Annotated in this window: 21 protein-coding genes; 8 read left to right on the top strand and 13 right to left on the bottom strand. The window is 45.0% G+C overall.

What is annotated here, in order from left to right; all coding sequences use genetic code 11:
- Positions 1 to 23: 23 nt before the first annotated feature.
- Both apaG and JKJ11_RS02770 read left to right on the top strand, forming a co-directional pair.
- A complete protein-coding gene (gene apaG / locus JKJ11_RS02775) occupies positions 24 to 404 on the top strand; it encodes a Co2+/Mg2+ efflux facilitator ApaG/CorD (protein ID WP_006074838.1) in 381 nt (126 codons plus the stop codon).
- Between the two features lie 8 nt (positions 405 to 412).
- Positions 413 to 1,219, top strand: coding sequence for a symmetrical bis(5'-nucleosyl)-tetraphosphatase (locus JKJ11_RS02770; RefSeq protein WP_252038714.1), 807 nt, complete (start codon positions 413 to 415; stop codon positions 1,217 to 1,219).
- A 47-nt stretch (positions 1,220 to 1,266) separates the two neighbouring features.
- On the opposite strand, the gene folA is transcribed toward JKJ11_RS02770, so the two are convergent.
- The 7 genes from folA to rplU form a co-directional block, all read right to left on the bottom strand.
- Positions 1,267 to 1,746: a type 3 dihydrofolate reductase gene (gene folA / locus JKJ11_RS02765; protein ID WP_088876694.1), complete on the bottom strand. Its 480-nt coding sequence runs from the start codon at positions 1,744 to 1,746 to the stop codon at positions 1,267 to 1,269.
- A gap of 19 nt (positions 1,747 to 1,765) precedes the next feature.
- On the bottom strand, positions 1,766 to 2,239 hold the full coding sequence (locus tag JKJ11_RS02760; protein ID WP_006074835.1) for a threonine/serine exporter family protein: 474 nt from the start codon (positions 2,237 to 2,239) through the stop codon (positions 1,766 to 1,768).
- Complete coding sequence (locus JKJ11_RS02755; protein WP_031493074.1) at positions 2,239 to 3,006, bottom strand: threonine/serine exporter family protein; 768 nt, start codon at positions 3,004 to 3,006, stop codon at positions 2,239 to 2,241. The genes JKJ11_RS02760 and JKJ11_RS02755 overlap by 1 nt, the downstream gene beginning before the upstream one ends.
- Before the next feature lie 109 nt (positions 3,007 to 3,115).
- Positions 3,116 to 4,171, bottom strand: a complete 1,056-nt coding sequence (locus JKJ11_RS02750; RefSeq protein ID WP_006074833.1) for an FUSC family protein — start codon at positions 4,169 to 4,171, stop codon at positions 3,116 to 3,118.
- Positions 4,172 to 4,311: 140 nt separating this feature from the next.
- Positions 4,312 to 5,478: an Obg family GTPase CgtA gene (gene cgtA, locus JKJ11_RS02745; RefSeq protein ID WP_038229165.1), complete on the bottom strand. Its 1,167-nt coding sequence runs from the start codon at positions 5,476 to 5,478 to the stop codon at positions 4,312 to 4,314.
- Between the two features lie 268 nt (positions 5,479 to 5,746).
- On the bottom strand, positions 5,747 to 6,004 hold the full coding sequence (gene rpmA / locus JKJ11_RS02740) for a 50S ribosomal protein L27 (RefSeq protein ID WP_004409945.1): 258 nt from the start codon (positions 6,002 to 6,004) through the stop codon (positions 5,747 to 5,749).
- A 21-nt stretch (positions 6,005 to 6,025) separates the two neighbouring features.
- Entirely contained in the window at positions 6,026 to 6,337 is a 312-nt protein-coding gene (gene rplU, locus JKJ11_RS02735) for a 50S ribosomal protein L21 (protein WP_006074830.1), read from the bottom strand.
- A gap of 272 nt (positions 6,338 to 6,609) precedes the next feature.
- Here rplU and ispB point away from each other — a divergent pair, with 272 nt between their 5' ends.
- On the top strand, positions 6,610 to 7,581 hold the full coding sequence (ispB, locus tag JKJ11_RS02730) for an octaprenyl diphosphate synthase (protein ID WP_031496914.1): 972 nt from the start codon (positions 6,610 to 6,612) through the stop codon (positions 7,579 to 7,581).
- Between the two features lie 56 nt (positions 7,582 to 7,637).
- Here the strand turns inward: ispB and JKJ11_RS02725 are convergent, their stop codons facing one another.
- Both JKJ11_RS02725 and mdh read right to left on the bottom strand, forming a co-directional pair.
- Positions 7,638 to 7,829 (bottom strand): hypothetical protein, encoded by a 192-nt coding sequence (locus JKJ11_RS02725; protein ID WP_031496916.1) that lies wholly within the window; start codon positions 7,827 to 7,829, stop codon positions 7,638 to 7,640.
- Positions 7,830 to 7,934: 105 nt separating this feature from the next.
- Positions 7,935 to 8,870: a malate dehydrogenase gene (gene mdh / locus JKJ11_RS02720; RefSeq protein ID WP_038229161.1), complete on the bottom strand. Its 936-nt coding sequence runs from the start codon at positions 8,868 to 8,870 to the stop codon at positions 7,935 to 7,937.
- Between the two features lie 338 nt (positions 8,871 to 9,208).
- On the opposite strand from mdh, the gene argR reads away from it, so the two are divergent.
- The 4 genes from argR to JKJ11_RS02700 all read left to right on the top strand — a co-directional run bounded on the left by argR (position 9,209) and on the right by JKJ11_RS02700 (position 14,382).
- Positions 9,209 to 9,679, top strand: coding sequence for a transcriptional regulator ArgR (gene argR / locus JKJ11_RS02715; RefSeq protein ID WP_006072881.1), 471 nt, complete (start codon positions 9,209 to 9,211; stop codon positions 9,677 to 9,679).
- A gap of 334 nt (positions 9,680 to 10,013) precedes the next feature.
- Positions 10,014 to 10,982 carry a TAXI family TRAP transporter solute-binding subunit gene (locus JKJ11_RS02710; RefSeq protein ID WP_006072880.1) on the top strand — a complete coding sequence of 323 codons (969 nt, stop codon included), beginning with the start codon at positions 10,014 to 10,016 and terminating at the stop codon, positions 10,980 to 10,982.
- A gap of 254 nt (positions 10,983 to 11,236) precedes the next feature.
- Entirely contained in the window at positions 11,237 to 13,816 is a 2,580-nt protein-coding gene (locus tag JKJ11_RS02705) for a TRAP transporter permease (RefSeq protein WP_006072879.1), read from the top strand.
- Positions 13,817 to 13,941: 125 nt separating this feature from the next.
- Positions 13,942 to 14,382 (top strand): universal stress protein, encoded by a 441-nt coding sequence (locus tag JKJ11_RS02700; protein WP_006072878.1) that lies wholly within the window; start codon positions 13,942 to 13,944, stop codon positions 14,380 to 14,382.
- Positions 14,383 to 14,417: 35 nt separating this feature from the next.
- Here the strand turns inward: JKJ11_RS02700 and JKJ11_RS02695 are convergent, their stop codons facing one another.
- The 3 genes from JKJ11_RS02695 to rapA are packed head-to-tail and all read right to left on the bottom strand — an operon-like array spanning position 14,418 to position 19,119.
- The gene (locus tag JKJ11_RS02695) at positions 14,418 to 15,380 is read right to left on the bottom strand and encodes a D-2-hydroxyacid dehydrogenase (protein WP_198557313.1); all 963 of its coding nucleotides are present in this window, start codon (positions 15,378 to 15,380) and stop codon (positions 14,418 to 14,420) included.
- A 32-nt stretch (positions 15,381 to 15,412) separates the two neighbouring features.
- A complete protein-coding gene (rluA, locus tag JKJ11_RS02690) occupies positions 15,413 to 16,150 on the bottom strand; it encodes a bifunctional tRNA pseudouridine(32) synthase/23S rRNA pseudouridine(746) synthase RluA (RefSeq protein WP_006072876.1) in 738 nt (245 codons plus the stop codon).
- Between the two features lie 59 nt (positions 16,151 to 16,209).
- Positions 16,210 to 19,119 carry an RNA polymerase-associated protein RapA gene (gene rapA, locus JKJ11_RS02685; protein WP_252038713.1) on the bottom strand — a complete coding sequence of 970 codons (2,910 nt, stop codon included), beginning with the start codon at positions 19,117 to 19,119 and terminating at the stop codon, positions 16,210 to 16,212.
- Between the two features lie 491 nt (positions 19,120 to 19,610).
- Between rapA and JKJ11_RS02680 the strand changes: the two genes are divergently transcribed.
- Positions 19,611 to 20,987 carry a PhoH family protein gene (locus JKJ11_RS02680; protein WP_038229151.1) on the top strand — a complete coding sequence of 459 codons (1,377 nt, stop codon included), beginning with the start codon at positions 19,611 to 19,613 and terminating at the stop codon, positions 20,985 to 20,987.
- A 64-nt stretch (positions 20,988 to 21,051) separates the two neighbouring features.
- Here JKJ11_RS02680 and tldD read toward each other — a convergent pair whose 3' ends face one another.
- Positions 21,052 to 22,491, bottom strand: coding sequence for a metalloprotease TldD (tldD, locus tag JKJ11_RS02675; protein WP_006071021.1), 1,440 nt, complete (start codon positions 22,489 to 22,491; stop codon positions 21,052 to 21,054).
- Positions 22,492 to 22,495 lie beyond the last annotated feature (4 nt).

Genomic DNA, 22,495 nt, shown 5'->3' with positions numbered 1-22,495 from the left:
TTTCAACAGCATAGGAGAGTCATATGGATACAACTTCGCCATGCGTGAAATGCCAAGTACATACCAAATACGTTGAAGAGCAATCTGACCCAGACAATAAGCGCTTTGTCTTTGCTTACGTCATCACGATAAAAAACCTAAGTCAGCAAACTGTGCAATTAATGAGTCGACGTTGGCTGATTACTGATGCTAACGGAAAACAGATCAGTGTCGAGGGTGAAGGTGTGATCGGCCAACAACCAATAATCGAAAAAAGTGATGAGTACACGTATACCAGTGGCACGGCTATTGAGACACCTGTTGGCGTGATGCAAGGTCATTACATAATGATCGATGCCAACGGCAAAGAATTCATTACCGAAATAGAGCCATTCCGCTTAGCTATTCCCAATATTCTAAATTGAGGTTTTTTGTGGCAAATTACATTGTTGGTGACATTCAAGGTTGCTTGGATGAATTGGAACTACTGTTGTCGAAAAGTCATTTCGACAAACAAAAAGATACCCTTTGGATTGCCGGAGATCTCGTCGCTAGAGGCCCTAAATCACTGGAAACACTCCGCTTCGTCAAAGCTATGGGAGAGGCTGCAAAAGTCTGTCTGGGCAATCATGATCTTCACTTATTAGCCGTATCGCTTGGCGTACACAAAGCGAAACCCAAAGACAAAACACTTCCGATTTTAGAAGCTCTAGACAAGACAGATTTATTAGACTGGCTCAGACACCAGCCTTTGCTCTTAGAACATGATGAATTTGTCGTTTGTCATGCAGGTATTTCTCCTCAGTGGACTTTAGAACAGGCGAGAGTCAATGCTCGAGAAGTTGAGCAACAACTACAAAGTGATGGTTGGCAAGCACTCATCCATAATATGTACAGCAATGACCCCGACTTCTGGCAATCAGGACTCACCGGTTTCGAACGTTGGCGTTACATCATTAATGCCTACACCCGAATGCGCTTTTGTTATCCAGATGGGCGCTTAGATATGGCCTGTAAGCTACCTCCTAGCGACGTAAATCCTCTGGAATATGTTCCGTGGTTCAAATTAGAAAATCGTGTCCCGCTTAATAAAACCGTACTATTCGGGCATTGGGCAGCACTAGGTGGCTACATCAGTGAACAGGTTATAGGATTGGATACCGGGTGTGTTTGGGGAGGTAGCCTTACTATGATTCGTTGGGAAGATAAGGCCGTTTTTGAACAACCAGCCTTGGGCTAAATATTCAATAAAAGACGCCTAAGAAACCTCTCTTAGGCACCCAATTATTAGCGCTCAAGAATGACGAACTGCATGTCGTACGCGTTTTTCTCATCCGCTTGATATTGCTCACTATGCACTTGTTTCCAGCCTTCTCCCCAATCAGGAAATTGAGTATCGCCATCAACATTTGCATCGATATAGGTTAGATAAAGTTTGTTTGCCATCGGCATACAGTGTTCGTAAAAGCTGCCACCACCAATGATCATCGCTTCTTCCACATCACTCACTAGGCTCAAAGCTTGTTCCAATGACGTTACCGTCTCTACTCCATCTATGCAAAGCTCTGAATTTCGACTAACAACAATGTTTTGACGACCAGGTAAAGGGCGTCCTATAGATTCATAGGTTTTTCTACCCATAATAACGGGTTTTCCCATGGTGCACTTTTTGAACCAGATAAAGTCGGCAGGTAAGTGCCAAGGCATTTGGTTATCTTTGCCTATGACTCGATTGTCTGCCATAGCGGCAATCATGCTAATAATCATTGAGGTACTGTATTCCTAATTAAACGACGGGTCGGCTGCGATAGAATAACAGTCCCGGCATGGCAAGACCAATAGCCAAACCAGCAATTATAAACATCGCCTTTAGGAAGTTCTCCATTAGAGTAGCCAGAAGCTCTGGGGTATAACCAAGATGATTGATTTCCACCATAGCAATCATAGCTTTATAGGCAAACACCCCAGGAACCATCGGTATTAGCGCGGCCACCGTAAACACTTTAGGATGAGCTAGAAACTTATGCGACCAATGAACGCCAATCATACCGACAATCGTTGCGGCAAAAAAAGTAGCCCATTCAATCGGAACACCATAATGCATCATCAAAAAGCGAGAGCCATGGCCAACTGCCCCACCAATCGCGCAATAAGCTAACGCATTTTGAGGAACATTAAATACCAACGCAAACCCTACTGCTGGAATAGCGGCAAAGAACATGTCGTTAAGCAGAGCAAATAATAATTCCACTATTGTCATTACTGAGCCCACCCTAGAACATCCGTCAGACTCATGGCACCAATTATCCCCAAGCAGGTTGCTAGGGTTAATAAGCTGGCAAACACAAAACGAGCAATCCCCATGTTTACATAACCTTTGACCATATCAGCAACAGAGTTAATTAGTGGAAAGCCGGGGACTAACATGAGCACTGATGACGCCATCACTAGCTGAGGCTGCGCTCCGATGCTATAGATAACTGCTTGGGCAGAAATAAGTGTGGTAACAAACGCCGTGACGGAGAAGTTTAAGAGTGGGTTAAAATGGCGATGGCCGATTTCTTGACGTACCGTCATACCAACGGCTGAAGCTAGAAAAGTCATTGCAAACACTGACCAGTCACCGCCAGCGAGACGACTAAAAGCAGCGCATGATAGCCCTATCATCACCACGACTAGCCAACGATTATAGCGTTCAGGACTGATCTTATTCAGTTTTTTCTGAGCTAGTTGATAGTCAAGAATGCCTTTCTCCATCATGATACAGATACGTTGAACCTGAGTCACAACACGCATATTAAGCCCACGATCTGGGCTTCGTCTTGCCGTCGTAACACAATGTTCTTTGTAAACCGTGGTAATCACTAATGAACTTGCTGACAGTGATACTTCTACTTCGTCCATAGAAGCAGCAATACCCATTCTTCGAGTAATATCGCCAACTAACGTACTTTCTGCGCCATGAGCAAGTAACATTTGCCCTGCTTGCGCAATCAGCCGAGAGACGGCTCGTTGCTTAGAATCCATTCCAGTTTTTTCGTGGTCATTCAGTATTGAATCCATTTTAGGGGCATTTTCATTGTTGATGAACTAAAAACTGGGGCACGATTGACAGAAAACAACAAATTTGTGAAAACTACTCTTGAGACAGATTCAGCGAATAAACTAACAGTCGTTTTAGGCTTACAAGGTCTTCCATTAGCTTCAAATTAAGCCATAAGTAGCCATTGATGCTCGTCTCCTCACCATCAATCTTTGGCAAACTGTTTTTTAAGGTCTCTCTTGCTGTCGCAATTTCTTTACCTGAAAGCTCGGTCTCTAATTTCCCGGTCATTATTAATGTTGCAAGTGCTTCGAACTCTTTCTCAATGATTTTCTGGCAATCATTAAGGGGTTTGGACCAAAGCATATTCAAATGACTGTGCCTGTCGCTCCAATAAGAGGTGTTCAAAAGTTCAATGGAGTAAAGCATGTTGCGAAGCTGTACTTGAATCGCTTCTAATAATTGTGCACTTAGCTTTGACTCTTTAACTGAAGGAGAAATGAGACTTCTCAAGGTTACCATCTCCTTCATTAGCGTTTGCTGGTAGCGCTCAAGGTTCGGCTGTTCAAGCATGTTCAATGATGTGGATATTTGATAGACCTTAGCAAACCGGTCCAGCGTGGCGCCTAGACGCATGCGCCAATGAATAAACGCTCTTTGCGGATAAATAATGCAAAACAACACCGCTAATACACAGCCAATCGTTACATCAAGACCACGCCACAACGCAACTTCAATATCGTGATTACCTGCTCCAATAGTGACCGCAAGGGTAATACCAATCAGCAAACCCACATAAGGGCGTTTACCTAACGCAAAATAGGCACTACAAAACATCACAGCGCCGCACCAAGCATACATAGCCAACATTGACCATTGTCCAAGTAAAATGGCGGTAATCCCTGACAATGCTCCAATAATCGTTCCCATAGTGCGATGCCAAGCTCGTGGTAAAACATTACCTAAATACGAGATAGGGCCAATCACTACTACTAACGTAATGAGTATCCAGGTGCTTTCGGGAATCTGAAAATAACTGGTTAAAGCTAGAGTTAAAACGAATGCCACGGAAATCCGAATGCCATGTACAACACGGTAGTGTTTAAATATCAGAGCATCCACATCCGAAATTCGCCGATTTAAATCCATTTAAAAGGCTTCCTTTAGCATAAAGGGGGAGAAAAGAGAGTTTGCATCAGTTTGCCTTAGTACAAGCCACACTGAAATAATTTGAGTACAAAAAAAGCTGCAAAGTAACTTTGCAGCTTTTTAAATCATTGAGGTAACAATCAGTCACGGACGTAGACAACGTGGCCGTCATCTTCTTCGTCGTCCCAATCATCCCAATCGTCTTCAGTAATCACGTCTTTACCAGACATTGCATCTTTGTGGTAATCGTCCCACATAAAGTCGACTTTCTCTTCCTCAGAAATCTCTTCTTCAGCGCGTGGCAGTGTTTCCATAAAGTCAGCAAGCTTATAGCAAAGCTCTTTAGTTCCTTGCTTATTCACTGCAGAGATCTTGAAGTACTCATCTTCCCAACCAAGTGCGTCGAGGATCTCTTGGATCACTTCATTCGCTTCTTCTTCTGGCATAAGATCGACTTTATTGAATACTAACCAGCGCGGTTTATCCGCTAGCTTTTCGCTGTACTGCTCTAGCTCATCGATAATCGTCAGTGCGTTCTCGATAGGGTTACTTTGATCGATAGGCATAATATCGATCATGTGCAGCAATACTCGGCAGCGCTCTAAGTGCTTAAGGAAACGAATACCTAAGCCAGCACCGTCTGCGGCACCTTCAATCAGACCTGGGATATCCGCCACAACAAAGCTTTTCTCAGGAACAACGCTAACCACACCTAAACTAGGGATCAGCGTAGTAAATGGATAGTCGGCTACTTTTGGCTTAGCCGCCGAAACTGCACGGATAAATGTTGATTTACCCGCATTTGGCAAACCAAGCATACCCACGTCAGCAAGTAGCAACAGCTCTAAACGCAATTCACGAATTTCGCCTTTAGTACCCAGTGTTTTCTGGCGAGGAGCTCGGTTAACCGATGACTTAAATCGAGTATTACCTAGGCCGTGCCAACCACCCTTTGCAACCATCACTTTTTTGCCATGTTCAGCAACTTCAGCAACGATTTCATTAGTGTGAATATCTACAGCTCGAGTACCGACAGGCACTTTAAGTACCTTATCTTTACCACGCTTACCAGTACAGTTACCACCGCGACCATTTTCGCCACGCTCAGCTTCGTAAAAGCGTTGGAAGCGATAGTCAATGAGCGTATTTAGGTTCTCATCTGCTTCGATATAGATGTCGCCACCGTCGCCGCCATCGCCACCGTCAGGACCACCTTTCGCTACGAATTTTTCACGCCAAAAACTAACGACACCGCTACCGCCATCGCCCGCTTGGACTTTTACTACCGCTTCATCAACGAACTTCATCTCTTACTCCGACTACTTCTTCGCTACCCACCACCAAAGCCATCCTGCCGAAAAGACATAAGATCACTTTGTGGGCTCAATCAATTATCACTACATTTTAGCAGATGACAGAGACGATTCCCCATGGTGCAGAGCTTGTTGCTTCAACATAGCTATGCCTAGAGACTCGTCTCTATCGACTGCCCATATAAATAAAAAACCCCGCCGACTCGGCAGGGCTTTTGAATTCAGCTAGAAAGCTTATTCGTAATTTAGCTTAGCGCTAAAATTACTCAGCTTCGATGCTAACGAATTTACGGTTCTTAGGACCTTTAACTTCGAATTTCACTTTACCTTCAGTAAGAGCGAAAAGAGTATGGTCTTTACCGATACCAACGTTAGTACCAGCGTGGAACTTAGTACCACGTTGACGTACGATGATGTTACCTGCAAGAACAGACTCACCACCGAAACGCTTAACACCTAGACGTTTGCTTTCTGAATCGCGGCCGTTACGAGTAGAACCACCAGCTTTTTTGTGTGCCATTGTTAAACTCTCCTAATCGAATTAAGCGTTGATGCCAGTGATTTTCACTTCCGTGAACCACTGACGGTGACCTTGTTGCTTACGAGAGTGCTTACGACGACGGAACTTAACGATTTTTACTTTATCGCCACGACCGTGTTGTACCACTTCAGCAACTACCTTGCCGCCCTCAACAAGAGGAGCGCCAACTTGAATGTCTTCACCGTTAGCAACAAGAAGAACTTTATCAAATTCAACAGTTGCACCAGTTTCAACGTCTAATTTCTCTAAACGAAGAGTTTGACCTTCGCTTACACGGTGTTGTTTACCACCAGATTGGAAAACAGCGTACATATTTTACTCCGCTTTTTCCGCACAGCCTTTTGATTGTTATTTCAACAAATAGGGTGTGCGCTAAACTAATCATCAATAGGGCGCAGATTCTACGCGAATGATTACCCTATGACAAGCCATATTTTGAAAAAATTGGCGAAACACTAATCGCCAATGAAAAGTGCGGCAATAATGCCCTTTCACCATGTATTAATCAACGTTTTTTAGTGTATTATTCACAGATTATAACCAACGACTAAGCCTTATTGGCTCTAAGCTCAACCGGGTACGTAATGGATTTTAAAGCTATCCAAGCACTGACTGCCGATGATATGGCAAAAGTGAATGAAACAATACAAGCACAATTAAACTCAGAAGTTAGTCTAATCAATCAACTTGGTTTCTATATTGTAAGTAGTGGCGGCAAGCGCTTAAGACCGCTACTCGCGTTGCTTTCAGCGAAAGCTTTAGGATATCAAGGTAACGCACATACAACGGCTGCTGCGTTTATTGAGTTCATCCATACTGCGACGTTATTGCACGACGACGTAGTAGATGAGTCTGATATGCGACGAGGTAAAGCAACAGCAAACGCTGCTTTTGGTAACGCTGCGAGTGTTCTAGTAGGTGACTACATCTATACTCGTTCTTTCCAAATGATGACGGGTCTTGGCTCATTGCGCATTTTAGAGCTTATGAGTGATGCCGTGAATGTCATCGCAGAAGGTGAAGTTCAGCAGCTAATGAACTGCAATGACCCTAATACTTCTGAAGAAAGCTACATGCAAGTCATCTACTCTAAGACGGCACGTTTGTTTGAAGCCGCGACTCAAGTTGGAGCTATCCTCAACGATGCCTCTCCAGAAGTCGAACTTGCACTACAGAATTACGGTAAGTACCTTGGAACCGCGTTCCAGCTTATTGATGACGTCATGGATTACACCTCTACGGGTGAAGACATGGGTAAAAATGTCGGTGACGACCTAGCTGAAGGTAAACCAACATTACCGCTTATCCACGCCATGCAGCACGGTGAAGAACACGAAAGTGCGATGATTCGCGAAGCAATTGAAAAAGGTAATGGGATTGATAAGCTCGATACCATTATGGCAACAATGAATCGTGTGGGCTCATTAAAGTACACTGAAGACATGGCCTTTAAAGAAGCTGATAAGGCCATTGAAGCGCTTTCTATCGTGCCTGACAGTGAATATAAAGAAGCCTTAATCGCGCTTGCCTACATGGCAGTGAAAAGAACGGCATAAAGCCAAAAGGGCAGTGATTTTATATCACTGCCCTTTTTCGTTTCTGACACTAAGCTCTAGTAGTATTTATCACAACCGTTATGAAGCTGCAGCTCTTCTTCAACTTCGTCAACAGATAGTGCCCACTGCTCCTCGCTTCCTATTGGTTCAACCAAAACGGACTGTGACTGCTCGTCGACAACAAGCACTCTGCCAGCGCCGTGTTGTGAATCCACCCACATACCTTTTACTACATCTTTCATTTCCATGACCCTTCCTCCCCGCTCCGATTTATTACGGAGTCTTATAGGGTATAGATCAAAAAAGCCGATCTTAAAAAGACCGGCTTTTGCTATTTAAATTAATGTAGGAGTTTACTTAGCGAACTCTACACCAATTTCAATATCTTTATTAAGCGTCTCTAGCATGCCATCTAGTGCTGCTTTCTCGTAATCACTGAGTTCACCGTAGCTAAGGATAGCTTCTGCGCCGTCTTTACCTAGCTTAACTGGTTGTGCGAAGAATGGAGCGTGCTCACCATCACCTTCCACATAAGCACACTCAATAACGTTCTCTTCGCCTTGAAGACCTTTAACAAGAGCTAAACCAAAGCGACACGCAGCCTGACCCATAGACAAGGTCGCAGAGCCGCCACCCGCCTTCGCTTCAACCACTTCAGTACCAGCGTTTTGAATACGCTTAGTTAACGCTTCTACTTCTTCCGCAGTAAACTCAACACCTTCAACTTGAGAAAGTAGCGGTAAAATAGTCACACCAGAGTGACCACCAATAACTGGTACGCGAATATCACCTGGATCTTTCGCTTTCAGATCAGCTACAAATGTCTCAGAGCGAATAACGTCAAGCGTCGTCACACCGAACAGTCTACGCTTGTCATACACACCTGCTTTCTTAAGGACTTCAGCTGCGATAGGCACTGTGGTGTTAACAGGGTTAGTGATGATACCAACACAAGCAGTAGGACACACGACCGCGATTTTCTCGGCCAATGACTTAACGATACCTGCATTGACATTGAATAGGTCTGAGCGATCCATACCTGGCTTACGCGCAACACCCGCAGAAATTAGAACCACATCAGCACCTTCAAGTGCTGGTGTTGGATCTTCACCCGCATAGCCTTTAATAGAAACAGGCGTTGGGATGTGGCTTAGATCAGCTGCAACACCTGGAGTGACGGGAGCAATATCATACAGGGCTAGATCAGAACCAGCAGGAAGACGGTTTTTTAGCAATAGGGCTAGGGCTTGGCCGATGCCACCTGCGGCACCAATAACAGCTACTTTCATGGGAGTTCTCCTTGAGATTTATATCTCTTATTAATAGTCTTGTAGGGTAATTTTTCGTCGATTAGCTAAAAAGTTATAGTAATCACTAATCGATTACAATCAATTAACCTCAGCTTTGCGAGCTCGCGCAACTCACTGATTACGTGCTACTACGCTATCATGACAAGAGGGTGATGAGAACCCATTTTTCCCCTTGCTAATTATAAGGTTATCATCGCTAACTTCAGCATTGATAATAGTGATACCGTTGGCATAAACCATGGATTATTTGGTCAAGATCGAGGTTCTGTGCCACAATAGCCGGATCACTGCTAGTTGAACAAAAATAAGAGGCGTTTATGCGCAATAATGACAAACAAGACAACCTGGTTCGCGCGTTTAAAGCGTTACTAAAAGAAGAGCGTTTTGGTTCTCAGGGCGAGATTGTCGACGCATTAAAACTTGAAGGGTTTGAGAACATCAACCAATCAAAAGTGTCACGCATGTTGACTAAGTTTGGCGCAGTGAGGACCCGCAACGCAAAAATGGAAATGGTGTACTGCCTACCAGCAGAGCTTGGCGTTCCAACTGTCTCTAGCTCTCTACGTGAATTGGTTCTTGATATAGATTACAACAACGCTATCGTCGTTATTCACACTGGCCCAGGTGCTGCACAGTTGATTGCTCGATTGCTCGATTCTTTGGGTAAAGCAGAAGGGATTCTAGGGGTCGTTGCAGGCGACGATACCATCTTCATCACACCAACCTTGAGTGTGTCTACCCAGCAATTGTTTGAATCGGTATGTGATCTATTTGATTACGCTGGCTAAGTTTTAAACATTAACATTTAGAATAAAGTATCACGGAACATGATTGTTCCGTGATTTATATCACATCTTGATAAATCGAAAAGTAAGCCACAAAAAACGCCTAATTGCCTGTTTTTATTGAATAACACCCTAGCTATCCCTATCCTTCCAAATCCTCTAGCACAGACAATTCACCTATATTCATTAACAATTCAGTAATTTTCTGCCAATTTTTTTGGTATGATTGCGCCACTTTTTCAACATATGGATTGAAAAAGATGCCGTTTCCACATAGGAAACCTCTGAAGACATCTATAGTTATTCAGGGCTAATAATGAATAAGGAAGGGAAATTCATGGCATTTAAGAAACTTGTTAAAATTGGTGCTATTGCCGCTGCAGTTATGGGCACTGGCGCTGTTAACGCTCAAGAGTTCATCACAATTGGTACAGGTTCGGTAACAGGTGTTTATTACCCAACTGGTGGCGCAATCTGTAAGCTTGTGAATAAAGGCCGTAAGGAACACAATATTCGTTGTTCAGTAGAGTCCACTGGTGGTTCTATCTACAATGTCAACACAATGCGTGCTGGTGAGTTAGATTTCGGTATCGTTCAATCTGACTGGCAATATCACGGCTACAACGGCACAAGCAAATTTGAAGAGCAAGGCCCTTACAAAAAGCTTCGTGCAATGTTCTCTCTGCACACAGAACCATTCAACATTATCGCTCGCACTGATGCTGGTATCGAAAACGTAACTGACCTTAAAGGTAAGCGCGTGAACATCGGTAACCCAGGCTCAGGTGACCGTGCGACAATGGGCGTTGTTATGGATGCAATGGGTTGGACCAACGCAGACTTTAAACTTGCATCAGAGCTTAAAGGTTCAGAGCGTTCTCAAGCACTTTGTGACAATAAAATCGACGCATTCGTTTATGTGGTTGGTCATCCAAACGGATCAATCAAAGAAGCAACAACATCTTGTGATGCTAAGCTAGTTCCAGCAACGGGCGCACAAATCGATGAGATCGTAGCGGCAAACCCATACTACGCGTACAGCAATGTACCAGCGGGTATGTACCGTGGCACGGATCAAGATGTGAAGAGCTTTGGTGTAGCAGCAACAATGGTAACCACATCAGATGTTTCTGATGAAGTGGCTTACAACGTTGCAAAAGCAGTGTTTGAAAACTTTGACACATTCAAACGTCTGCACCCTGCATTTGCTAACCTGAAGAAGGAAGACATGGTACAAGCAGGCCTATCTATTCCTCTTCACCCAGGTGCAGAGAAGTACTACAAAGAAGTTGGTCTTCTTAAGTAAGACGACTCCGTAGGGGAAGGCTCCCTTCCCCTATCACTTTTCTAATATGAGTATCACTCAAAACAATCAACACCAATTAACCCAATTGGTGTGGCTATTTGGGCTCTCTTTCCAAGCCCGTCATTTTTAGAGCCTTAAGAAACACAACTAAAACCACACGTTTGCATCCATTGACTACAATGTTAAATGCGAAATATGGTTCGTTCATTTTGTTTGAAAAACACTGGACCATAAAATAATAAAGGAAAAAGTACATGACGCAGACAACACAACCGTCGCAAGATGTGCAAGAAATGGTCGCACAAGCTGACACTGGAGCAAGAAGCCCGAAAGGGATTCCCGCAAAAATACTTTGGTTTGTTCCACTATGTTGGTCGCTATTTCAACTTTGGTACGCATCCCCACTGCCGTTCATTTTTAACTTTGGCGTACTAAACGACACAGAAGCACGTTCAATTCACTTAACGTTTGCTATTTTTCTAGCGTTTACCGCTTATCCTGCAATGAAGGGGTCACCGCGCGATCGAATCCCTGCCATCGACTGGATTTTAGCACTGGCAGGTAGTTTATCTGCTGCCTACATTTACCTCTTTTACACTCAATTAGCAGGCCGCTCGGGCGCACCAACGACAATGGACATTGTCGTTGCCTGTACAGGTATGGTTCTACTACTTGAAGCAACACGTCGTGCTTTAGGTCCGCCGCTAATGGTCGTCGCTGCAGTATTCTTGTTGTATACCTTTGGCGGTCCATACATGCCGGATGTTATCGCTCACAAAGGCGCAAGCTTAAACAAAGCGATGTCACACCTGTGGCTAACGACAGAAGGTGTATTTGGTGTTGCTCTTGGTGTTTCAACGTCATTTGTATTCTTATTCGTTTTGTTCGGAGCCATGTTGGAGCGAGCTGGAGCAGGTGCTTACTTTATTAAAGTCGCATTTTCTCTATTAGGTCACATGCGTGGTGGTCCCGCAAAAGCGGCCGTTGTGGCATCAGGTCTGTCAGGCTTGGTTTCTGGTTCTTCCATCGCCAACGTAGTAACTACAGGTACCTTTACCATACCTCTAATGAAGCGCGTTGGCTTTCCGGGGACGAAAGCGGGGGCTGTGGAAGTTGCTGCATCAACCAACGGTCAGCTAACGCCACCGATCATGGGCGCTGCGGCATTCCTGATGGTTGAGTATGTGGGGATTTCATACGTTGAAGTAATCAAAGCGGCGCTACTACCTGCGCTGATTTCTTATATCGCTTTGATTTACATTGTTCACCTTGAAGCTTGCAAAGCGGGTATGACTGGCCTACCGCGCCGCCATAACCCGACGCTTGTTCAAAGTCTCTTATCATTTACCGGCACCATTCTTGGTCTTTGTGTCATTAGTGCTGTGGTGTACTACGGCATTGGCTGGACCAAAGACGTGTTTGGTGACGCTGCGACCCCAATCGTAGGTGTTGCTCTCTTGATATCTTATATCGCGTTACTGCGTGTCTCAGCTAAGTACGCGAAAGAAGGTGGTATTGAAATTGATGCAGAACTTACTGAAGTGCCAGATCCAGGTCCAACCATCAAGTCTGGTTTACATTTCCTACTGCCAATCGTGGTTTTAGTGTGGTGTTTGACTGTTGAGCGCTTTTCTCCGGGTCTCTCAGCATTCTGGGCAACGGTCTTTATGATCTTCATTCTGATTACCCAGCGTCCACTGATCGCAATCATGTCGAAAACCAGTGATGTCAATGCAGAGATCAAAGCTGGTTTTGTCGATTTGGCAGAAAGCCTAGTGTCTGGTGCACGCAACATGATTGGTATCGGTGTGGCGACGGCTGCTGCGGGTACCGTAGTGGGTGTGGTTACACTAACGGGTATTGGCCTTGTAATGACCGACTTCGTTGAGTTTATCTCAGGTGGTAGCATTATCTTGATGCTGCTATTTACCGCCGTCATCTCTCTCATCCTCGGGATGGGTCTACCAACAACAGCAAACTACATTGTTGTTTCAACTCTCATGGCGCCTGTTATCGTCACATTGGGTGCAGCACACGGTTTGATCATCCCACTGATTGCCGTTCACCTATTTGTGTTCTACTTCGGCATCTTAGCCGATGACACACCACCAGTTGGTCTTGCTGCTTTTGCCGCAGCTGCAATTGCTAAGTCCGATCCAATTCGCACCGGTATTCAAGGCTTCACCTACGATATTCGAACTGCAATTTTGCCTTTCATGTTCATCTTTAACACTCAATTATTGATGATGGGAATTGACTCGTGGTGGCACCTTGCTCTGACGGTTATCTCTGCGGTTATTGCGATGCTTATTTTCTCAGCGGCCACTCAAGGTTGGTGGTTTACTAAGAACAAGTGGTGGGAGACTGTATTGCTACTTGTATTAACGTTTACCTTCTTCAGACCAGGTTTTTGGTGGGATATGGCTTTCCCTGCGAAAGTTCTTTCGCCAGGTGTTGAGATAGCTCAAGTTGTTGAGAAGCTAAATGTTGGACAATCCATCGAGTTACGTGTTGCAGGTGAAACCCTCGAAGGTAAGTACGTTGAAAAAACCGTTCGACTACCTTTTGATGATAGCGCTGTCACCGCAGAAGAGCGTATCGCTTCGATGGGACTAATGCTCGACAAAGATGCTGATAAAATGATCATCGATATGGTTGAGTTTGGAAGCCCAGCAGAAGCATCCGGTCTAGACTTTGACTGGGAAATAAAATCTATTGTGCAGGATGCCGATAGACCAATGAAAGAGTGGGTATTTGTACCTGCGTTGCTCTTGCTTCTCGCGATGGCGATGAACCAAAAGCGTCGTGCTCGTCGTGAAAACTTGAGCGCATAAAGGTATCAGGCTCTGGACTCGCTTTTGAACCCAGAGCCTAAAAACCTTAATACGGAACGGATAAAACTAGCCAAGCGTATGCTTTACCCTATGCTAGTAGGGTACAAACCAAAAAGAGAAAACACATGTACAAGCAAATCCTTGTTCCTGTCGATTTAAACGATAAAGGCTTTTCAGACAAAGCTGTAGAAATCGCGGTCTGGCATGCTAAGCACTCTAATGCCGAAGTGCATTTACTAAATGTTCTGCCGGGTATCCATATGTCTATGGTGGCTACGTATTTCCCTAAAGATGCCGCCTCGCAAATGAAAAATGATGTCAAAGCGCAACTTAAATCATTTGCTGATCAGCACATCCCTGATGAAGTCGTCTATAAAGTTCATGTTGCTGAGGGTAAACCTTATGCAACTATACTTGATTATGCGGAGCGCTTAGGCGCAGACTTAATTGTTATGCCAAGTCACAAACGCTCTAAGATCGACAAGGTAGTTCTTGGCTCTGTTGCAAGTAAAGTGGTTCAGAACTCACCCATCAATGTACTGGTCGTTAAACCACAGGCAGATTAATTTCCTCGCCCCACTTTACGTGGGGCGAGTTATTTCTAGACCACTCTATTTTGCGTTTTGCCTTGTTCTACCGCTTCAATATTACTCACTAATATTTCACAAAGCTTCTCTATGGAAGAGCGGCTTCCCCATGCGACATGCGGCGTTAAAATGAGATTGGGCAAATCCATATTCTCGACTAGAGGATTGGTTTGAGGCGCTGGCTCTTCTGTAAAAACATCCACTCCTGCTCCAGCAATGTGATTCTCCTTTAAAGCACAAACCAAAGCCGCTTCGTTAACCAAGCCACCGCGTCCAGTATTAATCAATACTGCCGTAGACTTCATATTCGACAACGCTTCACTATCGATAAGATTGGTCGTTTCCTCGGTCAAAGGACACAAAAGGGCAATGGCATCGCTCGTTTTCAAAAATCGTTCAAAAGGCACATAGCCCTCGCGGCATTGTGTTACACCTTTGCGTTCGGAGAACTGCACATTCATACCAATTGCTCTAGCAAGCGCCGCTGTCGCCTGCCCTAGGGCTCCGCTACCAATAATACCTAAGGTAGAGTGAGCAATATCTTGAATAGGATGAGTGAAGAAACAAAACTTATTCTGACGTTGCCACTCACCATTGCGGATATCGTTGTGGTAAGCAGGAATATTTCGCATCAAAGTAAATAGCAATGCAATCACATGTTCAGGCACCGATTGAGTCGCATAACCTTGGACATTGGTAACGGTAATACCGCGTTGCGCGCAGTAATCGAGCTCAACGTTATTAACCCCAGTGGCAGCCACCGCAATATGTTTTACTTGCTTAGCCTGTTCAAGAATGTCTGAACCTAAATAGACCTTATTGCTAATGACAACATCTGCATCATAAATGCGTTCTAACACTTGTTCAGGCGAGGTCGACTGATATTCGACCCATTGATGTACGAAATTTGGAGTGGGAATCGCGATGGATGCTGGAATGGTATCACGATCTAAAAAGACAATTTTCTTGGTGGCCATGACTTCTCCTTGATGTCGTACGGCCACACACTTTATGACCGAGGCAAGGTCTTATAATCCGGTAAATCTGTCGCGGGGTCAAAGTGTTGCACCACTAATGGCTCAGACACTTGATGAAAATCGCATGGAACGAAAATGGATTGTAGCTTTTCAGTTTCAGGATGGTAGAAACACAGCTCTGCCGCATGCAGCTCTAATCTATCTGAGAAACTCATCGCCTCTTCATGGGCGTAGAATTCATCACCAACGATAGGATGCCCCAGTTCCAATAAATGCACTCTTAGTTGATGTGAACGTCCGGTAATGGGGAATAAGCGCACAATACTTGTCTGTTGTTCCTGCTTTACCACCTGATAGTATGTTTGCGACGGCTTGCCATGTTCGTAGCACACTTTTTGCCTTGGACGATTCGGCCAATCACAAATAAGCGGTAAATCGATTAACCCTTCCGATTCATCAGGTGTTCCCCAAACTCGCGCATAGTAGACTTTATGAGTAAGCCGATACTGAAATTGTTTCTTTAAAGAACGTTCTGCTTCTTTATTTTTCGCTAGTAACATCAGCCCAGAGGTCGACATGTCTAAACGATGCACTACTTGAATCTCGGGATACACCTCAACAAGACGGCTCCACATACTGTCATAATGCTCGAGCGCTTTCCCTGGTACAGATAACAAGCCTGAAGGTTTGTTTACCGCGAGAATATGTTCATCTTCAAATACAGTATCTATCCAAGGATCTGTTGGAGGTGTGTAGCTAAGCATGGCCATAATAATTTACCGCATCACAATGACGTAGGACGCAGATATCTGCGCCCTATTTTGTGTTATTAGTTGTGGCTGACAACGATCAGACGTAGTGAATCCAGTTGGACTTGAGCTTTCGCAATATAGCCATCAAGCTCTTTGATTTGAGCTTCAATCGCTTCGATTTCCTCGTCACGAATATTTGGGTTTACCGCTTTTAGCGCCTGTAAGCGTTCTAGTTCACCATTCAAGCTCGCATACATCGCTTTATGCGCTTGCTCGCGAACCGCCACGACTTTCTCTTCTACCACCTCATTACCCGATTCAATCAATCGATGAACATCGGCTTGAACAGACGTCACCAATTTACTGCCTAAATGGCGATTAACTGGGCTAAGTTGACGGTTGAAGCCTTCAAACTCTACTTGTGAAGAGAGATCATTACCACGAGCATCCATCATCAAGCGAATCGGTGTTGGTGGTAAGAAGCGGCTAATACCACTCTGTTTTGGTGCTTGCGCATCCACAACATACACCAACTCCAATAAGATAGTACCGACTGGCAGTGCTTTGTTTTTCAGAAGCGAAACGGCGCACGTCCCTACGCCTTCACTCATCACAAGATCGATACCGCCCTGAATCATTGGATGTTCCCAACTAATAAAGTTCATATCTTCACGAGAAAGCGCCGTATCGCGGTCAAACGTAATGGTTGCTCCTTCATACGGTAAGCCTGGATAGCTCGGTACCATCATATGTTCAGAAGGCGTCACCACTAGGGCGTTTTCACCTTTGTCATCTTGGTTTAATCCAATGGTGTCAAACAAACTCAGTGCAAAGGTGACTAGGTTAGTATCGCCATCGGTCGCTGCGATTTTTTCGACAATCTCTTGCGCCGCTTCACCACCATTAGAATGCATCTCAAGTAAACGGTCACGACCTTGCTCAAGTTCATGCTTAAGCTCCAGGTTGTAATGTCTTGAGCCTTCAATCACCTCATCCAGCTCGGTCGTATCGCCACTGGCAAGCATGTTTATAATGCTCTCTTCATAGCGGTCATAAACCATACGACCCGTTGGACACGTCTCAGCAAACGCATTGAGTCCTTCATCGAACCAACGTGCCAGTATCGCTTGAGAGGTGTTCTCTAAATAGGGAACGTGCACGTCAATATCACGCTTCTGACCAATACGGTCCAAACGGCCAATACGCTGTTCTAGCAAGTCTGGGTTGAATGGTAAATCAAACATCACCAGTTGGTTCGCAAACTGGAAGTTACGACCTTCAGAACCAATTTCACTACAGATCAAGACCTGAGCACCACCTTCTTCTTGAGCGAAGTAGGCTGCTGCTTTATCACGTTCAAGAATCGACATACCTTCATGGAACACAGTTGCACGGATACCTTCACGTTCACGCAACGCTTGCTCAAGCTGAAGAGCGGTACTTGCACGTGATGCAATCACCAACACTTTCTCGCTGCGCTTTGCGGTGATCTTTTCAATCAGCCAGTTAACACGAGAATCGAACTGCCACCAACTAGAGTCTTCGCCTTCAAACTCTTGGAAAATCTCTTCAGGATAAAGCATTTTCATCGCGCGTGCTTCTGGTGCCATCTTGCCACCAATCATGCCTGATACGCGCATAGAGGTGGTGTATTGCTGTGGAATCGGCATCGGCACAAGGTTTACGTTACGCTTTGGAAAGCCTTTGATCGCGGCACGCGTATTTCGGAACAGCACTCGTCCAGTACCGTGGCGATCCATTAGGTTGTCGATAAGCTCTTGACGTGCAGTGGTTTTTTCTTCATCACTGGCATTGCTTTCTAGAACGTTGAACAATGGCTCAACGTCTTGCTCAGACAATAGCTCAGTAATTTGGTTTTTCGCCTCATTGCTCAGCGCTTCCCCTGAGAACAGAGCTGTTACTGCATCGGCAACTGGCGCATATTGCTCTTCTTCTTTAACGAAAGATTCATAATCAAAGAAACGGTCTGAATCGAGAAGGCGCAATCGTGCAAAGTGGCTTTCGCGTCCCAACTGCTCTGGTGTTGCTGTTAGCAAAAGGACACCCGGTGTCTTTTCGGCCAACGCTTCAATGACTTGGTACTGACGACTTGGATTGTCTTGACTCCACTCAAGGTGGTGCGCTTCATCCACGACCAGCAGATCCCATTCGCCTTCCAATGCTTGTTCAAAACGTTTACGACTCTTACGTAAAAAGTCCAAAGAGCATAGGACAAACTGTTGAGTATCAAACGGGTTATCCGCCTCTGCGTATGCCTCAATGCAGCGTTCTTCATCAAAAATAGAGAAATGCAGATTGAAACGACGCATCATTTCTACCAACCATTGATGCTGTAGTGTCTCTGGTACCACAATCAAAACACGTTGAGCACGGCCAGACAGCACTTGCTGGTGAATGATCATACCTGCTTCAATGGTTTTACCGAGACCAACTTCATCAGCTAGCAATACACGTGGCGCATAACGACGACCCACTTCATGAGCAATAAAGAGCTGGTGAGGAATCAAGCCTGCACGCATACCACAAAGACCGCGCATTGGACTTTTGTGTTGTTCGTATTGATTACTTAGTGCACGATAGCGCAGTACAAAGTTATCCATTCGGTCGATTTGACCTGCAAACAATTTGTCTTGCGGCTTGTTAAAACGAATTTGATGGCTCAAGAAGATCTCGCGCAATGAAACGCCCTGCTCTTCTGTATCTTGACGTGTACCGACATACGTTAATACGCCTTGGTCTTCGAGCACTTCTTCAACTAGAAGCGTCCAACCTTCTTGGCTATCTATGACATCGCCAACATTAAAGATAACTCTGGTGACTGGCGCATCACTGCGTGCGTACACACGGTTTTCTTCTGATGCAGCAAACATAAGAGACACTGTTCTCGCATCCAATGCGACGACCGTACCTAAACCTAAATCACTTTCCGTATCGCTAATCCAGCGCTGCCCTAAAGCAAATGTCATAGAGAGACTACCTCAACTCGTATCGATATCTTTTGGTCATTCAAACGGTAACTCAGTCGAAAACTAAGCTCAAAACCCCGCCCAAATAATAGTAGGTGATAGAGCAAATATTGCTCATTTTCACCCTAGGGTGAAAGGTCGCTAATCTTACTTGAAGGCGTGATGCAGGTCACGCCAATTACAAGGAAATCCTAAGTTTTTTTTGTATTGTCGTGGCTGACATCAAACTGCAAAAAAATAGTGGCAAATGTAAAGACCAAAGTGAGTTTTTTCACTTATACTCAAATTGTAAACGTTAATAACATGTTACCAAAGAACCATGTTTTAATTGAATACAAGGGTATCAGGTTCAATCAGACTAACCATCGATTGAACATAGCAAGGTTGACTCACTAAGATAGGAAATCCGAGCCAGCATTGACCCCAGTCTGACTCGTTCCCAATCCGAGTTAACCGCAAAGGACAAGCGCCAGTTGCGGCAAGGAGACTCTATGGGCGATACCGACCGTAAATTTTTCGTTCTCGACACCAACATCCTTCTCCACGAACCCCACGCCATTTTTTCGTTCAAAGAACACGATGTCGTCATACCCATGACCGTACTTGAAGAACTCGATCGTATTAAGGACAGCAAACGCGATGTTGCTCGTGATGCACGCGTCGCAATTAGAGCTCTTGAAGATATCTTTAAAGAAGCGACGCCTGATGAAATTTCTGAAGGAATTCCCTTCTCTCACCAAATGGAAGCAACAGGAACCATTTCAATATTGGCAGACTATGTGCTGCAAGAAACAGTCAAAGCTTTCGCCGACAAGGAAGGCGACAACCGGATTCTCAATGCGGTGCTCTACTTGCAAAATAAACGCTCTCCTCGAGAAGTCGTTTTAGTCACTAAAGACATCAACATGCGCTTAAGAGCTAAAGGAGCAGGTGTTCGCTTTGTTGAAGACTATCGTACTGATCAACTAATCGATGATGTTCAGTACCTCACAAAAGGTTTTCAAAAATCTGAAGGGGCGTTTTGGGAACATATTGACGAGGTGGAAACCAAGACCCTCGCCAACAAGACGTATCACACTTTCGACAGAGCCGCGATTGACCCAACGTTTATCAATCAATACTTGATCGATGACAGTAGTGATTTTGCTGGACGAGTAGCCGACATTGATAGTGATAAAGTGACAATTCGAGATCTGAGCCAAGAACGCCTATTGTGTCGACAAGCATGGGACATTCGCCCTAAGAATATCTACCAAGGCATGGCCATGGATGCTTTACTCGACCCTGATATCGATTTAGTGATTCTCACAGGTGCCGCTGGTAGTGGTAAGACGCTACTCGCTATGGCTGCAGCGCTAGAGATGACGATAGAGAGAGGTATGTTCGATAAGATCATCGTCACCCGAAATACACCAGATATTGGCGAGTCCATCGGTTTTCTTCCGGGTACTGAGGAAGAAAAAATGATGCCTTGGTTGGCTGCCATTACCGATACACTCGAAGCGCTACACAAGAACGATCACTGCACTGAGGGCTCACTGAAATACATCTGTGATAAAGCGAACATTCAGTTCAAATCTATTAACTTCATGCGCGGACGTTCAATCCAAAATGCGTTTGTTTTACTCGATGAGTGCCAGAACTTAACAGCCTCTCAGATTAAAACCATCATTACTCGCTGTGGTGAGGGGACTAAGATTGTCTGCTCGGGTAACTTAGCACAAATTGATTCCCCGTACTTAACGCCAGTAACATCAGGGTTAACATATATGGTTGAGCGCTTTAAGAACTTCGGAGGCAGTGCCAACATTCACTTAAATGGTGTAGTAAGAAGTAGATTGGCCGAATTTGCAGAGGAAAACTTGTAAGTGGCTGAGACGTCATCCCCTTGAAAAAGGGGATGACGGTAGTTTTTGCTTTATACTTGTGAACTTAGTCAGTACCGCCGACAGTTAGTGCATCTAACTTCAAGCTTGGCTGACCAACACCAACTGGCACACTTTGCCCAGCCTTACCACAGACGCCAACACCGCGGTCGATACTCAGGTCATTACCCACCATAGAGACTTGCTGCATCGCTTCGATACCAGAGCCAATTAGCGTCGCACCTTTCACTGGCGCAGTAATCTTACCGTCTTCGATGAGATACGCTTCTGATGCTGAGAACACAAACTTGCCAGAGGTAATATCAACCTGACCACCACCAAAGTTTGGTGCATAAAGACCTTTCTTCACGGTAGAGATAATTTCTTCTGGAGAATGCTCACCCGGCAACATATAAGTGTTGGTCATACGAGGCATAGGTAAGTGGGCATAGGATTCACGACGTGCGTTACCTGTAGGGTTTACTCCCATTAGACGCGCATTAAGCTTGTCTTGCATGTAACCTTTCAGAGTGCCATTTTCAATCAACGTATTGTACTGTCCATGAACACCCTCATCGTCCACGTTAAGCGAACCACGAAGGTCTTGCAGTGTTCCATCATCAACAATCGTACACAGGTTTGATGTAACTTGCTGACCTACCTTGCCGGAGAATACTGATGACTCTTTACGGTTAAAATCACCCTCTAGGCCATGACCTACGGCTTCGTGTAACAGTACTCCCGGCCAACCAGAACCTAGTACAACTGGCATAGTACCAGCAGGTGCGTCAATCGCTTCCAGATTGACTAGCGCTTGGCGAATGGCTTCATCGGCATAGTTGTAAGCGACTTGTTGACCTTCTTCTGTTGAGAGGAAGAAATCGTAACCATAGCGGCCACCACCACCGGCACTACCACGCTCACGACGGTCACCTTTCTGTGCTAATACACTGATAGATAAGCGCACCAATGGGCGCACATCTCCAGCAAAGGTTCCATCGGTTGCCGCCACTAGCATTTGCTCATAGACGCCACTTAAGCTGACAGAGACTTCTTTAACTAAAGGCTCTTTAGTACGAATGTAGGCATCAAGCTGCTTTAGCAGTTCAGTTTTTTGTTGTTTTTCCCAACTTTCTAATGGGTTAACCGCTGCATAGTAAGCTTGATTATCGCGACGAGTAAGCGCGTTAACTTGCGCGCTTTGACCTTGCTGTGCAATGCCTCTTGCCGCTACTGCACTTTGCTTCAGACCATCCAGTGTGATTTGGTCTGAGTATGCAAAACCCGTTTTTTCGCCAGCAACCGCTCTAACACCAACACCGCGGTCGATATTAAATGAACCGTCCTTGATGATGCTGTCTTCGAGCACTAGAGATTCGTGCCAGCTGGATTGAAAATAGATATCCGCATAGTCAATCTGGCGAGTTGCAATGCTCGCAAGCGTAGCTTCAATATCTTGCTCAGACAGACCTGTAGGCCCTAATAGCGCGTCTTCTATGCGTTCCATATGA

The sequence above is a fragment of the Vibrio sp. SCSIO 43133 genome (genome assembly GCF_023716845.1).
GTDB lineage: Bacteria > Pseudomonadota > Gammaproteobacteria > Enterobacterales > Vibrionaceae > Vibrio > Vibrio mediterranei.
Note: the sequence above shows the minus strand (reverse complement) of the source record. Positions and strands in the feature narration are given on the sequence as shown.

Excerpts from the sequence above, each read along its gene's own strand:
- rluA (WP_006072876.1), bottom strand. The coding sequence starts at position 16,150 with ATGGCCATGCTTAGCTACACACCTCCAACAGATCCTTGGATAGATACT.
- argR (WP_006072881.1), top strand. The coding sequence starts at position 9,209 with ATGCGCAATAATGACAAACAAGACAACCTGGTTCGCGCGTTTAAAGCG.
- rpmA (WP_004409945.1), bottom strand. The coding sequence starts at position 6,004 with ATGGCACACAAAAAAGCTGGTGGTTCTACTCGTAACGGCCGCGATTCA.
- rapA (WP_252038713.1), bottom strand. The coding sequence starts at position 19,119 with ATGACATTTGCTTTAGGGCAGCGCTGGATTAGCGATACGGAAAGTGAT.
- JKJ11_RS02760 (WP_006074835.1), bottom strand. The coding sequence starts at position 2,239 with ATGACAATAGTGGAATTATTATTTGCTCTGCTTAACGACATGTTCTTT.
- folA (WP_088876694.1), bottom strand. The coding sequence starts at position 1,746 with ATGATTATTAGCATGATTGCCGCTATGGCAGACAATCGAGTCATAGGC.
- JKJ11_RS02750 (WP_006074833.1), bottom strand. The coding sequence starts at position 4,171 with ATGGATTTAAATCGGCGAATTTCGGATGTGGATGCTCTGATATTTAAA.
- JKJ11_RS02725 (WP_031496916.1), bottom strand. The coding sequence starts at position 7,829 with ATGGAAATGAAAGATGTAGTAAAAGGTATGTGGGTGGATTCACAACAC.
- apaG (WP_006074838.1), top strand. The coding sequence starts at position 24 with ATGGATACAACTTCGCCATGCGTGAAATGCCAAGTACATACCAAATAC.
- tldD (WP_006071021.1), bottom strand. The coding sequence starts at position 22,491 with ATGGAACGCATAGAAGACGCGCTATTAGGGCCTACAGGTCTGTCTGAG.
- JKJ11_RS02695 (WP_198557313.1), bottom strand. The coding sequence starts at position 15,380 with ATGGCCACCAAGAAAATTGTCTTTTTAGATCGTGATACCATTCCAGCA.
- JKJ11_RS02705 (WP_006072879.1), top strand. The coding sequence starts at position 11,237 with ATGACGCAGACAACACAACCGTCGCAAGATGTGCAAGAAATGGTCGCA.
- rplU (WP_006074830.1), bottom strand. The coding sequence starts at position 6,337 with ATGTACGCTGTTTTCCAATCTGGTGGTAAACAACACCGTGTAAGCGAA.
- ispB (WP_031496914.1), top strand. The coding sequence starts at position 6,610 with ATGGATTTTAAAGCTATCCAAGCACTGACTGCCGATGATATGGCAAAA.
- mdh (WP_038229161.1), bottom strand. The coding sequence starts at position 8,870 with ATGAAAGTAGCTGTTATTGGTGCCGCAGGTGGCATCGGCCAAGCCCTA.
- JKJ11_RS02755 (WP_031493074.1), bottom strand. The coding sequence starts at position 3,006 with ATGGATTCTAAGCAACGAGCCGTCTCTCGGCTGATTGCGCAAGCAGGG.
- cgtA (WP_038229165.1), bottom strand. The coding sequence starts at position 5,478 with ATGAAGTTCGTTGATGAAGCGGTAGTAAAAGTCCAAGCGGGCGATGGC.
- JKJ11_RS02710 (WP_006072880.1), top strand. The coding sequence starts at position 10,014 with ATGGCATTTAAGAAACTTGTTAAAATTGGTGCTATTGCCGCTGCAGTT.
- JKJ11_RS02700 (WP_006072878.1), top strand. The coding sequence starts at position 13,942 with ATGTACAAGCAAATCCTTGTTCCTGTCGATTTAAACGATAAAGGCTTT.
- JKJ11_RS02680 (WP_038229151.1), top strand. The coding sequence starts at position 19,611 with ATGGGCGATACCGACCGTAAATTTTTCGTTCTCGACACCAACATCCTT.